Here is a 16,183-nt window from a genome sequence, read left to right as displayed (position 1 = left end):
GAGATATCACCTAAATTTTTACTATCTCGTGTAGGTTAAAATTACCAAAACAAGAAGATGAAAACATCCTTGCAAAACAAAGCAGCCCCCCGTGACATTCGTCTAACGCCCTGCATATAGTAAGTATCGACAATCCGCTTCTACCTAAGGAGGACTTCAAGAATGGCATCGAACAATAAAAAGCAGCAAGAACTTCGCGATCTCGAGATTATTTCGGACATCGACAACTCGCCGGAATCGGCTTATCCCGCTTACTATCCGGAACCGGGTCCTTACGCATACGGCTATCCGGTCCCTGCAGCCTACGGCTGGGTATCGGCATACGATCCGCGCAATCTGGGATTGCCCGGCTTTCCCGGCGGCGGATTCCCAGGCATGCCAGGCGGATTTCCCGGTGCGCCGGGCGGGTTCCCTGGCGGCCCTGGCGGGTTCCCGGGTGCACCAGGCGGATTCCCGCCTCCGCCGCCATTCCCAGGCGGCCCTGGAGGTCCCGGCGTTCCCGGAGCACCGGGCGCAGGGCAAGCGCCAACCTCGGCGCCGCCAAGCTTTACGCCGCATAAGCCGCATAAAGCGCCAGGCGTATTCGCCGTGGACCCAGGCGGCATCTCACGCTGTATGTTCCGCTTCACCTACGTGTGGCTGACCAACGGCCAGCAGTTCTGGTACTATCCGATTTTTGTCGGACGCCACTCCATCGCCGGCTTCCGCTGGACGGGATTCTCATGGATGTACTTCGGCGTGGATCTGCGCAACATCGATTCGTTTACTTGCTGAGAAGCCCAGTGTACAGTTACACACAAAGCCCTCCTCTCGCGGTTAGAGAGGGGGGCTTTATGTGTGCTCGTTGGTCTTCCAGCCGGCTTAATCTGGCGTCAAAACCGATGAAGATTCCTGCAAATCTGCAGGAATCTTCATCGGTTTCGCAATTGCATGCTCCTCAGCGACGTATTATTGATCCCATGGCCCGGGAACATCGCATTGCGGAGGCGGCGCAAAGTAAAATGCATGTGTGCCGTCACGCGGAAAACAGTTGCGGCCAACCACCACATCCTGATCCCTAAACTCCGCCACCATGCCGCCACCGACCATACGTCCGTCCCGAAGCACCATCACGTAGCGCCCGAATAGTATGGCATCAAAAAAGTCGCAATCCCATTGTAATTGTTTCATCAAGCGACGATTATCCCCTTAAGTATGATATGACTATGCACTCGTTGTATTAAACATACAAATGAATCATCCTCGATACAATGGGCACGTATGGTAAAACTTACAACTTCTCCATCAAATTTTCATTAAGTTTGAATAAAGGCGATCCCGCAACCACGGCACCTACCAGGCTTAGCCTGACATTGCAGGGGGATAGCTCAAACGTGTTGGAAGCATTTACAAGTAAACTAGCTTCGAATACGATAATATAGAAGGAATGCAAGCTAATTTTGAAAAAAAGGAGTCGTCGCCAACATGAATCTAAAAGTGGAAAAGCTTCATCTGGAAATGGCCGATATCTCGGAATCGACGTTCGACAAATTGAAAGCAGAGTCACTTCGTTTTAACAACGTCAACTTGGCCAGAACGGACATTGTCAACGCCAACATGAGCGGCATGACTTTGGACGATGTGAATATGTCCAATACCCGGATCACCAACGCAAATTTATCAGGCAGTGAAATCAGGGGCGCAAATTACAGCAACGCCGTTATTGCAAATGTTCATCTTTACGGCACAACGATTCGGGATGTCATTTTGCCAAAAGAAGGCGAAGGTCCTTACCCTGCCGGGGAACATCCGCCGGTTCGTTTTGAGAACTGCAACTTGACCGGGGCGAAGCTAACCGCCTGTAACTTAAGCAATGTAGACATTTCAGATTGTGAGATTAGTGGATTGCGAATTAACGGGGTGCTGGTCGAGGAGCTACTGAAGGGGCTGGCACGCAAGGAAAAGAGCCAGGAATAATCGGCTTCACCGCCCTTCACGAACATGCGCTTCCCTCCCCCGATGTCCCTACTTAAGTAAGGGAATTTACGCCGCCTAATCCCTCAGCTCCCGATACTCCGTCGGCGTGCAGCCCACCATCTGCTTGAACAGTGACATAAAATATTTGGCGTTCGGGTAGCCCGACAGCCGGGAAATGTCTTGAATCTTCAGCTGCGTCTGCTTGAGAAAGCCTTTAGCCTTCTCCATGCGGCACTGCGTGACATAGTCGGAGAGGTTGATGCCGGTTTCGGTTTTAAAAAGCACGGACAAATAGCGGTGGTTCAAATTCACCTGATCCGCCAGATACTGCAAGGAAATATCCTGATCGAGCCGAAGCGCGATCAGCTCCTTGACGCGACGAATGATCTGCCGCTCCTCATTGTCGAAGGCGGCGTCGCCGCTTCGAGAGCCCCCGGCCGGGGCATCCGCGCCGGATTCTTTAGCGCTCCCGGCTGATGCTGCGGCTGGGGCGCTGTTTTTTACCTTTTGCGCGAGCTTCTGAATGACCAACGTCAGCTCCACACGATCGACCGGCTTCAGCAGATATGCCGTCACTTCATAGCGAATCGCCTCCACGGCGATGGCAAAATCACTATACCCGCTAATGATCACTACCGGCATCGCAGGCAGGATCTCTTTGAGCCGGCGCGTCAGCTCGATACCATTCATATCCTTCATGCGTACGTCCGTGATGACGGCGTCCGCCGCATTCGATTTGAGCCATTCCAGCGCCTCGGTGCCGCCTGAGGCTTCCCCGACCACTTTGCACCCGCCGATCATATCCTCAAGCAGGCTGCGGAACCGGGAACGGAGATTCGCTTCATCCTCCACAAGCAAAATTTTCAGCATCATCAGCCCTCCTCTCCAAAGCGTAAAGGTATTCTGATTTCAAAAAGCGTGCCTCTGGCAAGCACGTCCCGAATAAACAAGCCGTACCCTTCTCCGTACAGCAGGATGAGCCTCATGTGTACATTGCGCAGCGCGAATTCCTTCTTTTTCTCGCCAAAGCGGGCGATCTTCGCAGACGCTTGCCCTTGTCCTTGTCCGGCATACATCCCCTTCTCCACTTGCACTCTGCGCTCGGCCGTCATGCCTGCCCCGTCATCCTGCACGCGAATCACAAGATCCTCCTGCTCCATCGCGGTCGAAATCGTCACGGTGACCGGCTCTTCCCCCAGTGCGTGTTCGATCACATTTTCTACCAAGGGCTGTAAAATCAACTTCGGAATCAGCAGCGACTCATGCCCCATATCGACATCAAATTCCGTCCGCAGCTGAAGTCCTAGCCGTGAGGACTGAATTTCCAAATACGACTCTACAAAAGCGATCTCATCCCCGAGGTAGACGTGTTTTTCATTCTTGTCGACGGTATAGCGAAGTAAACGCCCGAGATTCACCACAAGACTCGACACCTCATACTGCTGCGAGCGCAGGGACAGCGTGTTAATTGATTCCAGCGTATTATAAATAAAATGTGGATTGATCTGGCTTTGCAGAGCATAAAATTCCGCCTCCCGCTCGCGCAGGTTACTCTCGTACACTTCCTTGACGAGACGCTCGATTTCCATGACCATTACATTAAAACCTTCCGTCAACTGCCCGATTTCATCGTATGTGGTGACTTTGGCTCGTTCGGTGAAGTCGCCTTTTTGCACTTTTTTCATCTTGCTTTGCAGATGCCGAATCGGCTTGACGAGCCTTCCCGACGCGATGCCTGCGATGAAATATGCAACGAGAATCGCTCCTAGCGAGATGAGGATCGTGAACCGAATCAATTGCTTTGGCCCCGCCTGCATATCGGATTGCGGAATGAGTCCGGTGACGACCATGCCGGTGTAATCCGACTGCTCGACCGCGGTAAGATACGTTTCACCCACCATCGAGACGTGGTTGTCCGTGACGTACTGCGCAGGATCTTCATGCAGCGGGTACAACTGATGCCCCTGCCGATCGGACACGTAGATGTGGCTGTTTTTGCTGAAAGACGCGGAAGCAAGAATTTTCTCAAACCCTTTCTCGGAGAGATCGATCTTTACAATCCCGAGATGCTTGCTGGTCGTCGTTGCGTCCCGGATGACACGGGCGATGGAGACCACTGTTTTATTTTCGCCAAAATAGTAATTCACCTGGTGGGGCGGAATGACCACGAGCCCGCCGTCGGCCCTGACGACCTCATCCATCCAGCGGTTCGAGGCATAATCCCAGTTCTGCGAGATGCTTTCTTGCAGATTGCTGAAAATGATGCCGTCATTGCTGAAAATCATAATGCCTTGAATTTCATTCCGATCGATGGCGAGCGACGTGATCATGAAGTTCATTTTGAGATTTTCATCCGTCTTGACATAGCCGTTCGTGTGGTTAGTTGAGAGGTGGGCGTTCAGAATTTCCGTCGCATTGCTATCGTAATAGGGCGCTAGCGTCAGCCGATCCATGTCTTTGATATAACGATCCAGGTTGATCGTAATTTGGTCGATAATTTGCCGGGTATACGCCCTGGCATCGGCTTCAACGTTCTGAGAATACAGTCGATACGTCATGTAACCGCTTAACAAAAAGGGGATCGTAATTAGCATGAAAAACAGAAAGATAAACTTTGAGCGCAGCGGTAAAAAGATCTTCTTCGGCTTCATGATGCCCCCCTAACCCCTAGCCGCACACGGCTTTGTCCCTTCATGTTAGCATGAATCGATACGGTTCGGAAGAAGATAAAGATCCTTGTTGGCAAGGGGGGTTCTTCCCTCCCCAAAGCTGCAAAAAGAAGCCCGAAGGGGCTTCTTCTCGTGCAGTTCGCTCGTCATCAAATACGGAAGCGGATAGTGGAGCCGTGCAGCCGTGCCCGGATATTAAGGCACCGGATCGAATTTCACCGCATCCACGGTGACATACCCATTCGCGCCATCGTTGCGAACCTTCACATACCCGCCCGAGCCTGCAGCAAACGGGAACGTGCCCAACAGGTTCCACTGGCCGCCGTTCAGCTGCTGATTGATGGTCACGGTCGTGCTGCCTCCGTCATATCCAATATCCACTGGAATGTTCGTCGCACGGTTCGCGTGCGCAGGCCACCACATGTACACGTTGTAGTTGCCTGCGCCTGTCAGCGTCGGCGTCAGCGTCACGCTCTTCGTGCCTTGACCCGTGTTGCTGTCATGCACATAGTTCGTCAAATATTTGTCGGTTGCCGTTGAGGCCGTCGTCCAGGATCCGACTTTCGTCACGCCGGAGCCAGCGTTATCGACGATCACCGTAGTGCCAGCTGGCGGCGTCGGCGGTGTAACCGTACCGGTGAAGTCGAATTTCACCTTAAACGATTTGCCTTTAGACGCCCCGACATTTACCGTAAATTTAATCGTTGGGCTGAGCTGTGTCACCGTAACGCCGGCATCTGCAGAAATGGTGCCGGTTGCAGCTTTATTGATTTCGATCTGAATGCTGCCGGTATTCGCCTGGGTCGGATCAGAGACGGAGACGCTCAGATCGCTTGCCGTCTCCTTCGTCATGACAGACGCCTTCTTGGTGGACGTAATGCCGCCGACCGTTTTCACCGCATCGTTCCAGAAGTTGACGCCAACGACATTCAGCGTATTTTCTTTAACCGCCTGCGCATCGTTGGAATTCTCCAGCACCGAGATATTCGGATTACTGGCGTAGCTGGTCACCTGAGCGCTTGTTTTATTCGGCAAAATCACATATTGATACGAAGCATTCGTCGGGTTCACCCCGTGATCGAACCACATCGTCAAATAATTGCGTGTGTAAGGTGTGGAAGGCGTTGATGCCCTGGAATTAATTTGCTTCCAGTTGCCGGTTCTCGCTTCCCGCTTCGCTTGAATCGTCGGGGATGTCGGGAAGTAGTAGCCGATGTCGGAGCCAGCCACATTGCCAGCCATGTGAATCGTGTTTACATTCGTTAGCGACTGAGCCCAGCCCAGTGCCGTCGATTGCGCTGTGCCGTTCACCGTAAGCGCGTTCGTGCCTGCGCTGTTCAGCTTGCGGTTCTCGACAATCGATTCGATCGTTGCGTTGTCGGTGCTGGAAATGCCCGCACCAAGAGCCACGATTTCGTCATCGAACGTAAACCAGGATTTCTTTGCCGTCAGTGCATTGGAGGCAACTCCCTGCGCCATGCCGGTCGTCCCATAAGTGCCGAGCAGATCGGTGCCGCCAACCCAGTTGTTCGTACCGAATTGCGCCGTGGTACCCGTTTGCGAGATGACCGTCGTTCCCGGCAACCGGTAACTGTCAACCGTTGGCCAGTAGCTGTCGCTGTATTGATCAAGATCATTATTGTACACATACGTCGTACCTGCACCGCTGTACCATCCTTTGGCGTTCTCGCTATTAATCGACTCATAGTTTTGGGTTCGCGTAGAGAACATGCCGATGCCCAGACCAAAGCCCGGACGCAGGAACACAGCGCGGTCCATCGCAGCAAACTGCTGGTATTTAACAAGTTCCGGCGCTGCCGTAATTGAAGCATTCGCCATAATCGCTTTAGCCAATGCAATCATGTTGACGCTGGCGTCCCCGTAGAAATTAATCCCTGTGCCAAGTGAATTTTCGGATGAAATCCAGCTTTTAATCATCGCTTTATAAGCCGCCGCATCCGTGGCGGGAGCAAACTGCGATACGCGAATGATGCCCTGCATAATCAGATGGCCTGTGTTGCGATCCTGTGCATAGTACCGGGAAATTTCACGGCCCCGCACCATATCCATCATCGCCCCTTTGTACAGCAAAGGCTGATACGCATTGTAAATCCACTGATAAAGATTCGATTGCTCCGGCGCCGTCACAGCCCACGTCGAACCGCTGAGCAAGTACATCAAATTAGCCAAGTCCATGAGGATGCTTGCCCCATACCCACCGGTGTATCCGAAGTAATTATGCTGAATGAAGGAACCGTCATTGTAAAAGCCGTCGCCCGACGCCACATTCGGGAACACGGAAGTAAGGCCGTCCCGGGTCGCAGCAATCTTCACGCTGTCTTTCACAATGACCGCGCGAATGCCGACAGCCGTCGCTTTCCAGACGCGGTTAGCACCTGTTTTGTCTACGGTCGGCGCGAATCTATCGACAGCCGCCATGTAGTTGGCAATTTGCGTTGAAGAGAGCAGATCGTACATCAACACAACCGTGTCGTTGAGTGCCAGCGGCACGCCGATTTGCCAATCCCACCAGTTTTGATATGACGTCTTGGTCGCATAGTATTTCCAGGTGTCCATCCAATCCAACGCCATGATCGTATCGGCAATTAAATCTGTGTTGCCGTACAACGTAGAGCCCGGCGTTTGGGAGGCGAGCGCCATGCTTTTAATCCGATTGTACGCGGTGGTCAGTTGGGATGAATCGGAGGACGACCGAAGATCGACCCACAGATAGTTCGTCGTACCGCCCGGCGTTTTGTTCAGGTTGGTCCAATTCGTCTGCGCTTCAGCGGTAAGCGTCGTAATCGCCGTCACAACATCCGGATCAGACGTCGATACGGAAGAGCCGCCGATCAACATATCGCGCCATTTCAGGCGCAGCGTATCATACTCGTCCGAGGCATGTGCCGGAGTCGGCAGCCAGCTAAGCAGCAGTACCAGGGAGAGCAAGGATGCAAGGAAGACCTGTACGTAATTTCTGCGCGCTAAGCTTCTGGTTAAACTCATCATATTCCCTCTTTCGCATGCATATTTTGAAAGCGCTTTACTCAACTTCATTATAAGTAAAAAAGAACATCAGGATAATGCCCTAATGTTCAGAAAAGGTTTGAATTGTATTGATTCGCGAACCCGTTTGCGATCCCTTCAGATCTCGACGTCCACCAACTTGAACGCCGTCACATCGACCAACCCGCGGTTGGAGATGCGGATTTCCGGAATGACCGGCAGCGCAATCAGCGAAAACGTCATGAACGGCGCGTTGAGCGGGCAGCCGATGGCCTTCCATGCCGCATCCAGCTGCGTCACTTCCCGGACGACCTCCGGCAGCGATTTGTCTGACATGAGGCCGGCGATGCGGAGCGGCACCTGCGCCAGCACCTTGCCCCCATCAACCACAATCGTGCCGCCGCCGAGCTTGATGAGTTCATTCGCGGCTAACGCCATATCCGCCTCGCTGACCCCCATCACGATCAGGTTATGGCTGTCGTGCGCCACGGTCGACGCAACTGCACCGGTCTTCACCTGAAAACCGTGAGTAAAAGCAAGCGAAATCTGTCCTGATCCGTGATGCCGGTCTATGCAGGCGAGCCGGATCACATCCTGCGCCAGATCCGGCTGGATCAGGCCGTCACGGACCGGCAGCTCCGCCGTCCGCTTCTCGGTGCGCGCGCTGTTCTCAATCGCGCCTACCACATTCACCCGCGTCACAGACGCTCCGGGGTCGCGACTTGTCAGGCGGAAGTCCTCCAGCGTCAGCGGCCTTTTTACATTCATGGAATTCAGAATACGGTCCGGGTACACGTACGCCGGGAAATCCACGCAAAGCTGCTCCCCATCGTAGATCACCCTGCCGTCCGTGATCACGGTCGACGGCTCCATCCTGCGCAAATCCTCGATGAGCACAATGTCCGCGCACTTGCCCGGGGCGATGCTCCCCACATCCTGCTCAAGGCGGAAATACCGCGCCACGTTGATCGTCACCATTTGGATCGCGGTGACCGGATCGACGCCCTCTTCGATCGCGCGGCGCACGACGTGATTGAGGTGCCCTTTATCCACCAGCGTCTGCGGGGAGACGTCGTCGGTCACAAGCGAGATGTTCGAGGTGTCGACCTTGTCCTCCGTCACCACCTTGATCACTTCTTTGACATCGTGCCAAGCCGAGCCCTCGCGAATCATCAGATGCATGCCCATGCGCAGCTTGTGCAGCCCCTGCTGCCGCGTCACCGTCTCATGATCGGACGTGACACCGGAAGCCAAATACGCTTGCAGCATGCGGTCATCATCGCTTGGAAAATGCCCTGTAACCGCTTTCCCTCTCACAACGGTCGCCTCAATCTCGCCGAGCATCTTCGGATCGCCGTAGACGACGCCCGGAAAGTTCATGACTTCGCCGAGGCCGATCACGCCCTCCCAGTTCAATCCCGCTTCAATGTCCGCCACGTCAAGGCTTGCGCCCGCATCCTCCAGATCGTTCGTCGCCGGCACACAGGACGGGAACGTCGTGAACACCTTCAGCGGCAGTCCTTGCCCTTCTTCATGCATGAGCCGCACGCCTTCCGAGCCGAAGACATTGGCAATTTCATGCGGATCCATGAAAATGCCGGTCGTGCCTTTCGCCAGCGCCGCTTTGGAAAATTCCGTGACCGAGAGCATCGTGCTCTCCACATGCATATGCCCGTCAAGCAAGCCCGGCACCAGATGCATCCCTGCTGCATCCCGAACGACGGTCTGCGGGCCAATCGTATGCTCTGCATCGCCGATCAATGCGATTCGCCCTGCGGCGATCGCCACATCCGTGCCCGGCAGCAGCTCGCCTGTATAGACGTTGACCAGCGTGCCGTTGCGAATGACCAACTCGGCCGGCTCTTCCCCCAACGCCACCTTGGCCAGCGTTCGACTTACCTCCGTAAGTCTTTTTCGTTGATGATTTGCCATGCGTAGAACCTCCTGTTCGTTTGTTGCCATAATAGCCCTGCGCGAGAAGTGTGTCAACTTCCTCATCACAGCAAGAAAACGGCATCCCGTCGGATGCCGTTCCCTTAGGAAACGCGTGAATTATCTTTCGCTTCTTGTGCAATAGCCAACAGACCCGCCATCTCCTCCGGCGGAGCCGGATAGCCGTGAAAATACCCCTGCACCGCGTCGCAATGATGCTGCTTCAAGAGCTCGAGCTGCGCGCCGCTCTCGACGCCTTCGGCCAGCACCTGAAGCTGGAGGCTGTGCGCCATGCCGATGATGGCGGAGACGATCGCCATATCCTCCTGCTTCTGCGCGATGTCTTTCATGAACGATTTATCAATCTTAAGCGTATCGATCGGGAACTTCCGCAGGCAGCTGAACGACGAGTACCCTGTGCCAAAGTCATCGAGCGAAATCAATACCCCAAGCCGCTTGATCTCATGCAGCTTGCGAATCAATTCCTCTTCATTGTTGGAAGAGGCCACCGATTCGGTAATTTCCAGTTCAATGTGGCCTGGAGCGATGCCGTTTTCTTTTAGAATCTGGGCCAATCTCTCGGCCAGATCGTCCTGCTTGAATTGGCGCACCGACAAATTTATGGCCACCGGCGGCACTGTGAGGCCGAGCTGCTGCCAAGCGTTGATCTGCTCGCACACGCTGCGCACGACCCACTCGCCGATCGGAATAATGAGACCGGTTTCTTCAGCCAGCGGAATGAATTCAGCAGGCGATACCATCCCCAGCTTCGGATGGTTCCATCGCAGCAGCGATTCAAGTCCGATCAACTGCCCCGTCTGGATGTTCTCCTTCCGCTGATACACCAGATGAAGCTCACGCTGATCCAGCGCTCGTCGCAGATCATGCTCCAACCGCAATTTGCGGCTGCTTTCCTCACTCATCTGATCATCGTAGCGCACATAATGGCTGATTCCCTGCTCCTTCGCCGAATACATGGCCATGTCCGCATGCTTGATGAGCAGTTCGGCGCTGCGGCCGTCTTTCGGATACATGGCAAGTCCTACGCTGGCCGTTATAATAATTTCTAATCCGTCCGTATGAAACGGATAAATCAGCTCGTCCATCAGCTTGGCAATCAGCTGTTCGGCGTCCCGGTTCGTCGCATGCGGCAGCAGTGCAACAAACTCATCGCCGTCAAGCCGCGCGACGAAGCCGTAATTCGGCAGCAGCGTCCGCAGGCGCTGAGCGAAGCTTTTGAGCAAAAGATCGCCTGCAGCATGGCCGAACGTGTCGTTAATCATTTTAAACCGATCCAGATCAATCAGCATGACCGCCAGCCCGCTCATGCCTTCCTCGGCGCTTTGAATTTCTTTTTCGAGGCGCTTGACCAGACAGTTGCGGTTCGGAAGATCCGTGAGCAGATCATGGTACGTCATATAGCTCATCCAGTCGCGGGACTTTTTCACTTGGGTAATGTCTCGGATGCTCGTGAGGATCGCGGGCTGCCCGTTAAAATGCAGCAAAATGGAGTTGACTTCTACGTCCATGGCTTCGCCGTGGTAATTGTAAATTTGCAGCTCCGTACGCTCCAACTTCTTGCCCTCCTTCAAGAGCGTCAACCGATGGGCGAGCAGCGGCTGGTACTGCGGCAGGATGAAAGAGGAAACGTTCAGCCCGATCACATCCTCCATGCGTGAAGCCCCGAACATGGCCAGCCCCGCTTGATTCACAAACAGCACCTGATCCCCGCGATGCACGAGATTGGCCTCCGGCGCCAAATCGAAAATATGCCGATAGCGGGACTCGTTATCCAGCGCAACCCGTTCGCTGCGATGAAGATCGGCGAAGAATCTTTTTCCAATGATGCATATGCTGATACACGTCAAACAACACATGCCAAAAATCGTGTACAGCACGATAGCACTAACGGAATTCAAGTTAAAGTAGGCATTCAGCGAGTGATGGATGCTCAAGACGATCAAACCGTACAATGAAGCGAGCAGCGTTACCCGAAGATTCAAATAGATCAGCGACAGTGTCACATATACCAGCACAAGAAAGCCGGCGTTTGAGGACGGAATGAACCACAGCGACGTGAACTCAATGATAAAAAGGTAAGCGGAAATCAGATATTTGCCGATCGCCTTATCATACGTCAGCCTGTACAGCCCGTATAAAATGAATGCATGCGGAACGACATACAGCATATGCTTCTGACATAAATCGGTCGGAATCAGATGCAGCGAAGCGGAGACATAGTAAATGGGAATTGACACTCCAATTAAGATCAGCATGGTATAAGTAAGCAGTTTGGAGCTAAGCCTGTTATAATGGGTTACCACGCACGTACACGTCCTTTTCTCATCGTTTGAATCTCCGCACGAAACCTCGACAAAAAACCTTCCCGCGCCAAGTAAAGGATCGCCCATCACAACCGATGAGTCCTATCCAACCTGTACAAGAAGGTTAAGAACTTAAACATTCGGCGGTCTGGCAGCCATATCTCCCCGATCCGGGAGACTTAGACCCATGACTTTGCGTCCCCGACTTTCGTCGGATTTGCCCTTGGAAACTGGTTTAATTACTATTAACTAGGAAAAATATCCTGATACTACCGTTTTACCATGACTTGTCTATGTTTTGTATAGTTCCAAATAACTATATTTCCATGTTGGTCCTAGAAAAAAACTCTGTTATCGTCGTAAATTATCGTTAATTGTCGAATAAAAACGAATTTTCTTGGGACTTGATTAAATTTTGATTAAGACCTGGCAGCACTATTCAGCTTCTTACGAAACAGCAATCGCAACGTCAGCAACGCCAGCGGCAAACCGAAAGCGATCGGCAGTGCAATCTTCGGCCAATCCTGTTCCAAATAATGAATGGCGCGAAAATGATCCTCCACGATCCATGTCCCGAATATGCCCAGCATGAGGCATACCGGAATAATCATCCACTTGTGGCTCTTTATCCCGATGATTTTGGACAGCGTGACGGATGTGCCATAGATACAGAACATTACCTCGAATAGAATAGAGACGGAGTACAGCGCAATCATAATCATTTCATACCGCTGCAAAAAGTTTCCGATATGCGCATTCCGCGCCAACTTCATGCACGAAATTGTATATTGGCTCGTGACTTCCGCCGATAGCACCGCTCCCTCCAGGATCGCCCAGATGACGATCAACATGCCGCTTACGAGAATGCTGACCACGCCAAGCTGGCTGCCGCGGGGCACCGCTTCGCTTACGAACGGCATAATCAGCGCAACGAGCATAATCGCAAGCGACCAGTCTACGTCAAAGTGGAGGCTTGCTGCTGCCGTTTGCGGAAAGCCATGCTCCAAGAGCGGAAGCAAATTGCGTATATCGAATTCGTTCGTGGAACCGATAATAATCAGAATATTCAACAGAAAAATAAAAAGCAGCCCGATCAGCGCAATGCGCCCCATCACTTCCAAACCGTAAAAGCAGCCAATTGCACCTACAATTAATGAGGAGACTGTAAACAGCCATACCGGCGCTTCGGGGAGAAAGTAGTCTTTGATGTGATAGACAAAGGTGATCAGGACCGGGCCGAAGCCTGCCAGATACAGGATGAAGATCAACAGAGCAATGATTTTGCCGAACCATTTGCCCAGCAGCACTTCGCCCAGCTCGATATAATTCAGATGCGGCGTTCTGCGGACGACCAGATAGGCGATATACATCATCGCACAGCCCTGCAGCATGCCGAGCAGCGTCGCCACCCACATATCCTGGCCGATTGCGCGGGCAAGCACGCCCTGTGTCAACCCGATGGCCTTGGCGAAAATCAAGTTCACCACCATCGCGATAAACATGCCGTTCGTGATCTGGATTTTCTTCATTTAACCCCCTGCTTCCCTGCCTTCAGCACCGTAGACTTAATCGTTGTTTGGACCTCGACCGTCGTTTCCGCCTTTGCAAAGACAGCATTCCAATCCGCGCCAATCCTCTGCCATTCGACAGGGAACTTGTTCCGAAATACGTCGCCGAGCTTCAACACATCGGACTGATACTGCTGCTGCAGCTTGGCGATGACGCTCTGAATTTCAGCCGTTACTTTCTGATCCACCGCCTCTTGGATCTCCTGACGAAGCTCCGCGGTCGTCCGCCCGCAGTTGTTCTCCACAACATCGGCCTTGTTCTTCAATCGAATATGAAATCGCGGAAGTCCGTTTATGTACGCAGGCGCTACCTTGAAATCCATCTGTTTAAATTCCACCGTTACAAAATTATCTTTGCTGTTGGGACAGTCAACGACCTCATCCGCACTTCGCAGATTCTGCAAAAAGTACATTAACCCCCTGGTTTCCTTGAAGGATAGCCAGCCCGCCATTTTATCTTTCTGAAATACCGCAGCGCCCGCCAATTCTACCTGGTTCAGTGAGCCGTGCTCTTCCGGCTTCTTGTTGGAAATGCCCCTTGGCACAAGCCGGATCTTCGCTATTACCGGTTGGACGGATTGGCTCATGTAGGCCTCTTCCAAGCTTCTCATATTCGATGCCGGCGCCAGACCGACAATCTCCACATTGCGGAACAGCCGATCGACCGCCTCCCCGGGTACAACTTCAAGCCCTGTAATTGTGGAGATGACCTCATCCGGCGAATCCGGGGTGACGGCCACCCACGTATTCATCCGAAGCTCATGATTCCGTGTAAAAAAATCAATCATATCCGAAATGCCGCGCCGGGCGTAATCCTCTTGCATCACGATCAAAAAATTATGTGCCCAATAGACCCGCCGCGAGGTAAAATGGCCCAGGTTGCGGATCGCTTCGAAAATACTTCTGCCTTCCGCACTGATGGAATAAATCGGCTGTCCCGTCCCGCCGGCAGGCGCTCCCGTCTGCCCCCTGGCGTCAGCTGGACGTATAATTTGCACGGACAGTTTGACCGAGCCGGGCTCTTTCCCAATGTCCAGACCCACAGCTGTCACCAGCGCGAGCTCGTTAATCTGGCGCAGGCCGTAGCAGGATGTGGTGAGCAGCAGCTGCAGCACAGCCAGCATGACAATGAGGATATGTCGTAGGCCGCTCATTCCTTCGGCACCCTCGGCATTTGGTCGTCGCTCATCCGCTGTGTATCCTGGGCAAAGGCCGGCCGCCCATCGAGCATCCACAGCGGGAATCTAATCATCATATCCCGCTGGTCCGCTTGGCGGAACGGACTCACCGGCGCCATGTACGGTTCTCCGAAGGAGCGGATCGAGAGCGCGTGCAGCAGCAGAATAAAGAACATTCCCGAGAAGCCCAGCAGCCCCAGCGTACCGGAAGCGATCAGCAGTGGAAACCGGAAAATGCGCAGCGCCAGCGATGAGGAATAGCTCGGAATGGCAAACGAAGAAATGCCGGTTATCGCGATGACGATGACCATGAACGGTGACACCAGCCCCGCCTGCACCGCCGCTTGGCCGATAATCAGCGAGCCTACGATGCTCACCGCTTGGCCGATCGGCTTCGGCATGCGAAGCCCCGCTTCGCGCATCAGCTCGAAGGCCAGCTCCATGAGCACCGCTTCCAGCAGCACGGGAAATGGCACGACCTCCCGACCGGAGGCAATCGTCAGCGCAAGGGAAGTGGGAATCATCTCGTGATGAAAGGAAACCAGCATGACATAAATAGAAGGCAGCATTAATGAAATCAGAAATGCGAAATAACGCACAATGCGAAAAAACGAACCGACCCAATACCGGTTATAGTAATCGTCCGGCGCTTGAATGAACTGCCAGAAAAACGTCGGTACAATGAGCACGACCGGGGTGTTGTCCGTGAAAATCGCCACACGGCCCTCCAGCAAGGAGGAAGCCACCTTATCCGGGCGCTCCGTGCTCTGTATCGTATTGAACGGGGAGAAAGGAGCGTCCTCGATCAATTCTTCAATATAGCCACTTTCCAGAATCGCATCGATCTGGATGCGGGAAAGCCGGCTTTTAACCTCATCAACAAGTCCGACCTTCACCAAATCTTCAATGTAGACCACATTAATATCCGTTTTTGAGCGCGTTCCGATGACCATGCCCTCAATCCGCAGCATCGGATCCTTAATCCTTCGGCGGACGAGCGCCGTGTTCGTGCGGATGCTTTCCGTAAAGCCGTCACGCGGACCGCGAACGTTATTCTCCGAAGACGGCTCCTCGACGCTGCGATCCTTCCACCCTTTGGTGCTGACCAGCAGCGGCTGTTCGACGTCTTCAATCAGCACCAGTGTATCCCCAGCAAGCACGCCTTCAATCCCCGCTGCGAACGTACTGCAAGCTTGAATCGCCGCATTGAACATCAGACTGCTGAGAATCTCTTCCGCCGTGGCGAGGAGCGCAGGCTCTTCCACCAGTTCATGGCCTTTGACGACCAGCGCCCTGAGCGCGGTATCAATGATCGCTGCATCCGCAAGCCCTTCGACATAGAAGCAGCAGCCAGGATAATCAGGATTTCCGCAAAACATAAAGTCACGGCGCTGGAAATCGACACATTGGCCAAATATCCCCTCAATCGCCGCTGTTTTCTCTGCCAACCTCAACCCTTCAAGCCCCTGTCTCATTTCCTGCATGAATGTCCCCCCATCTTCTGGGAATAAGCCGCACACCGCTGGCTACACTAACTACACATTATCGAA

The 16,183-nt window shown here is 53.3% G+C and carries 11 protein-coding genes and 1 riboswitch; of the genes, 2 read left to right on the top strand and 9 right to left on the bottom strand.

The window, feature by feature from the left end:
* The first annotated feature begins 162 nt into the window (after positions 1-162).
* Positions 163-774, top strand: a complete 612-nt coding sequence (locus ABE504_RS01810) for a hypothetical protein (protein ID WP_430083636.1) — start codon at positions 163-165, stop codon at positions 772-774.
* Between the two features lie 174 nt (positions 775-948).
* Here ABE504_RS01810 and ABE504_RS01805 read toward each other — a convergent pair whose 3' ends face one another.
* Positions 949-1,173, bottom strand: a complete 225-nt coding sequence (locus tag ABE504_RS01805) for a hypothetical protein (protein WP_430083633.1) — start codon at positions 1,171-1,173, stop codon at positions 949-951.
* Positions 1,174-1,464: 291 nt separating this feature from the next.
* Between ABE504_RS01805 and ABE504_RS01800 the strand changes: the two genes are divergently transcribed.
* On the top strand, positions 1,465-1,956 hold the full coding sequence (locus ABE504_RS01800; protein ID WP_430083631.1) for a pentapeptide repeat-containing protein: 492 nt from the start codon (positions 1,465-1,467) through the stop codon (positions 1,954-1,956).
* Positions 1,957-2,031: 75 nt separating this feature from the next.
* Here ABE504_RS01800 and ABE504_RS01795 read toward each other — a convergent pair whose 3' ends face one another.
* From ABE504_RS01795 to ABE504_RS01760, 8 genes are all read right to left on the bottom strand, one after another.
* Positions 2,032-2,826, bottom strand: coding sequence for a response regulator transcription factor (locus tag ABE504_RS01795; protein WP_430083628.1), 795 nt, complete (start codon positions 2,824-2,826; stop codon positions 2,032-2,034).
* A gap of 2 nt (positions 2,827-2,828) precedes the next feature.
* Complete coding sequence (locus ABE504_RS01790) at positions 2,829-4,607, bottom strand: cache domain-containing sensor histidine kinase (RefSeq protein WP_430083625.1); 1,779 nt, start codon at positions 4,605-4,607, stop codon at positions 2,829-2,831.
* 213 nt (positions 4,608-4,820) lie between these two features.
* Positions 4,821-7,631, bottom strand: a complete 2,811-nt coding sequence (locus ABE504_RS01785) for a polysaccharide lyase family 8 super-sandwich domain-containing protein (RefSeq protein ID WP_430083623.1) — start codon at positions 7,629-7,631, stop codon at positions 4,821-4,823.
* 138 nt (positions 7,632-7,769) lie between these two features.
* A complete protein-coding gene (gene ade, locus ABE504_RS01780; RefSeq protein WP_430083621.1) occupies positions 7,770-9,563 on the bottom strand; it encodes an adenine deaminase in 1,794 nt (597 codons plus the stop codon).
* A 104-nt stretch (positions 9,564-9,667) separates the two neighbouring features.
* Entirely contained in the window at positions 9,668-11,887 is a 2,220-nt protein-coding gene (locus ABE504_RS01775) for a putative bifunctional diguanylate cyclase/phosphodiesterase (protein ID WP_430083618.1), read from the bottom strand.
* A gap of 139 nt (positions 11,888-12,026) precedes the next feature.
* Positions 12,027-12,119, bottom strand: a riboswitch (cyclic di-GMP riboswitch).
* Between the two features lie 187 nt (positions 12,120-12,306).
* Complete coding sequence (locus ABE504_RS01770) at positions 12,307-13,416, bottom strand: GerAB/ArcD/ProY family transporter (protein ID WP_430083615.1); 1,110 nt, start codon at positions 13,414-13,416, stop codon at positions 12,307-12,309.
* A complete protein-coding gene (locus ABE504_RS01765) occupies positions 13,413-14,609 on the bottom strand; it encodes a Ger(x)C family spore germination protein (RefSeq protein WP_430083612.1) in 1,197 nt (398 codons plus the stop codon). Before ABE504_RS01765 ends, ABE504_RS01770 begins: the two co-directional genes overlap by 4 nt.
* Entirely contained in the window at positions 14,606-16,117 is a 1,512-nt protein-coding gene (locus tag ABE504_RS01760) for a spore germination protein (RefSeq protein WP_430083609.1), read from the bottom strand. Before ABE504_RS01760 ends, ABE504_RS01765 begins: the two co-directional genes overlap by 4 nt.
* Positions 16,118-16,183: the final 66 nt, after the last annotated feature.

This window comes from Paenibacillus oryzisoli, from assembly GCF_050467285.1.
GTDB classification, from domain to species: Bacteria; Bacillota; Bacilli; order Paenibacillales; family NBRC-103111; genus Paenibacillus_E; species Paenibacillus_E oryzisoli_A.
The sequence above is the reverse complement of the archived record's forward strand: the minus strand, read 5'-3'. Positions and strand labels throughout refer to the sequence as shown.

Bases quoted from the DNA above. Each gene is read 5' to 3' on its own strand.
- ABE504_RS01810 (WP_430083636.1), top strand. From the start codon at position 163: ATGGCATCGAACAATAAAAAGCAGCAAGAACTTCGCGATCTCGAGATT.
- ABE504_RS01800 (WP_430083631.1), top strand. From the start codon at position 1,465: ATGAATCTAAAAGTGGAAAAGCTTCATCTGGAAATGGCCGATATCTCG.
- ABE504_RS01795 (WP_430083628.1), bottom strand. From the start codon at position 2,826: ATGCTGAAAATTTTGCTTGTGGAGGATGAAGCGAATCTCCGTTCCCGG.
- ABE504_RS01790 (WP_430083625.1), bottom strand. From the start codon at position 4,607: ATGAAGCCGAAGAAGATCTTTTTACCGCTGCGCTCAAAGTTTATCTTT.
- ABE504_RS01785 (WP_430083623.1), bottom strand. From the start codon at position 7,631: ATGAGTTTAACCAGAAGCTTAGCGCGCAGAAATTACGTACAGGTCTTC.
- ade (WP_430083621.1), bottom strand. From the start codon at position 9,563: ATGGCAAATCATCAACGAAAAAGACTTACGGAGGTAAGTCGAACGCTG.
- ABE504_RS01770 (WP_430083615.1), bottom strand. From the start codon at position 13,416: ATGAAGAAAATCCAGATCACGAACGGCATGTTTATCGCGATGGTGGTG.
- ABE504_RS01765 (WP_430083612.1), bottom strand. From the start codon at position 14,609: ATGAGCGGCCTACGACATATCCTCATTGTCATGCTGGCTGTGCTGCAG.
- ABE504_RS01760 (WP_430083609.1), bottom strand. From the start codon at position 16,117: ATGCAGGAAATGAGACAGGGGCTTGAAGGGTTGAGGTTGGCAGAGAAA.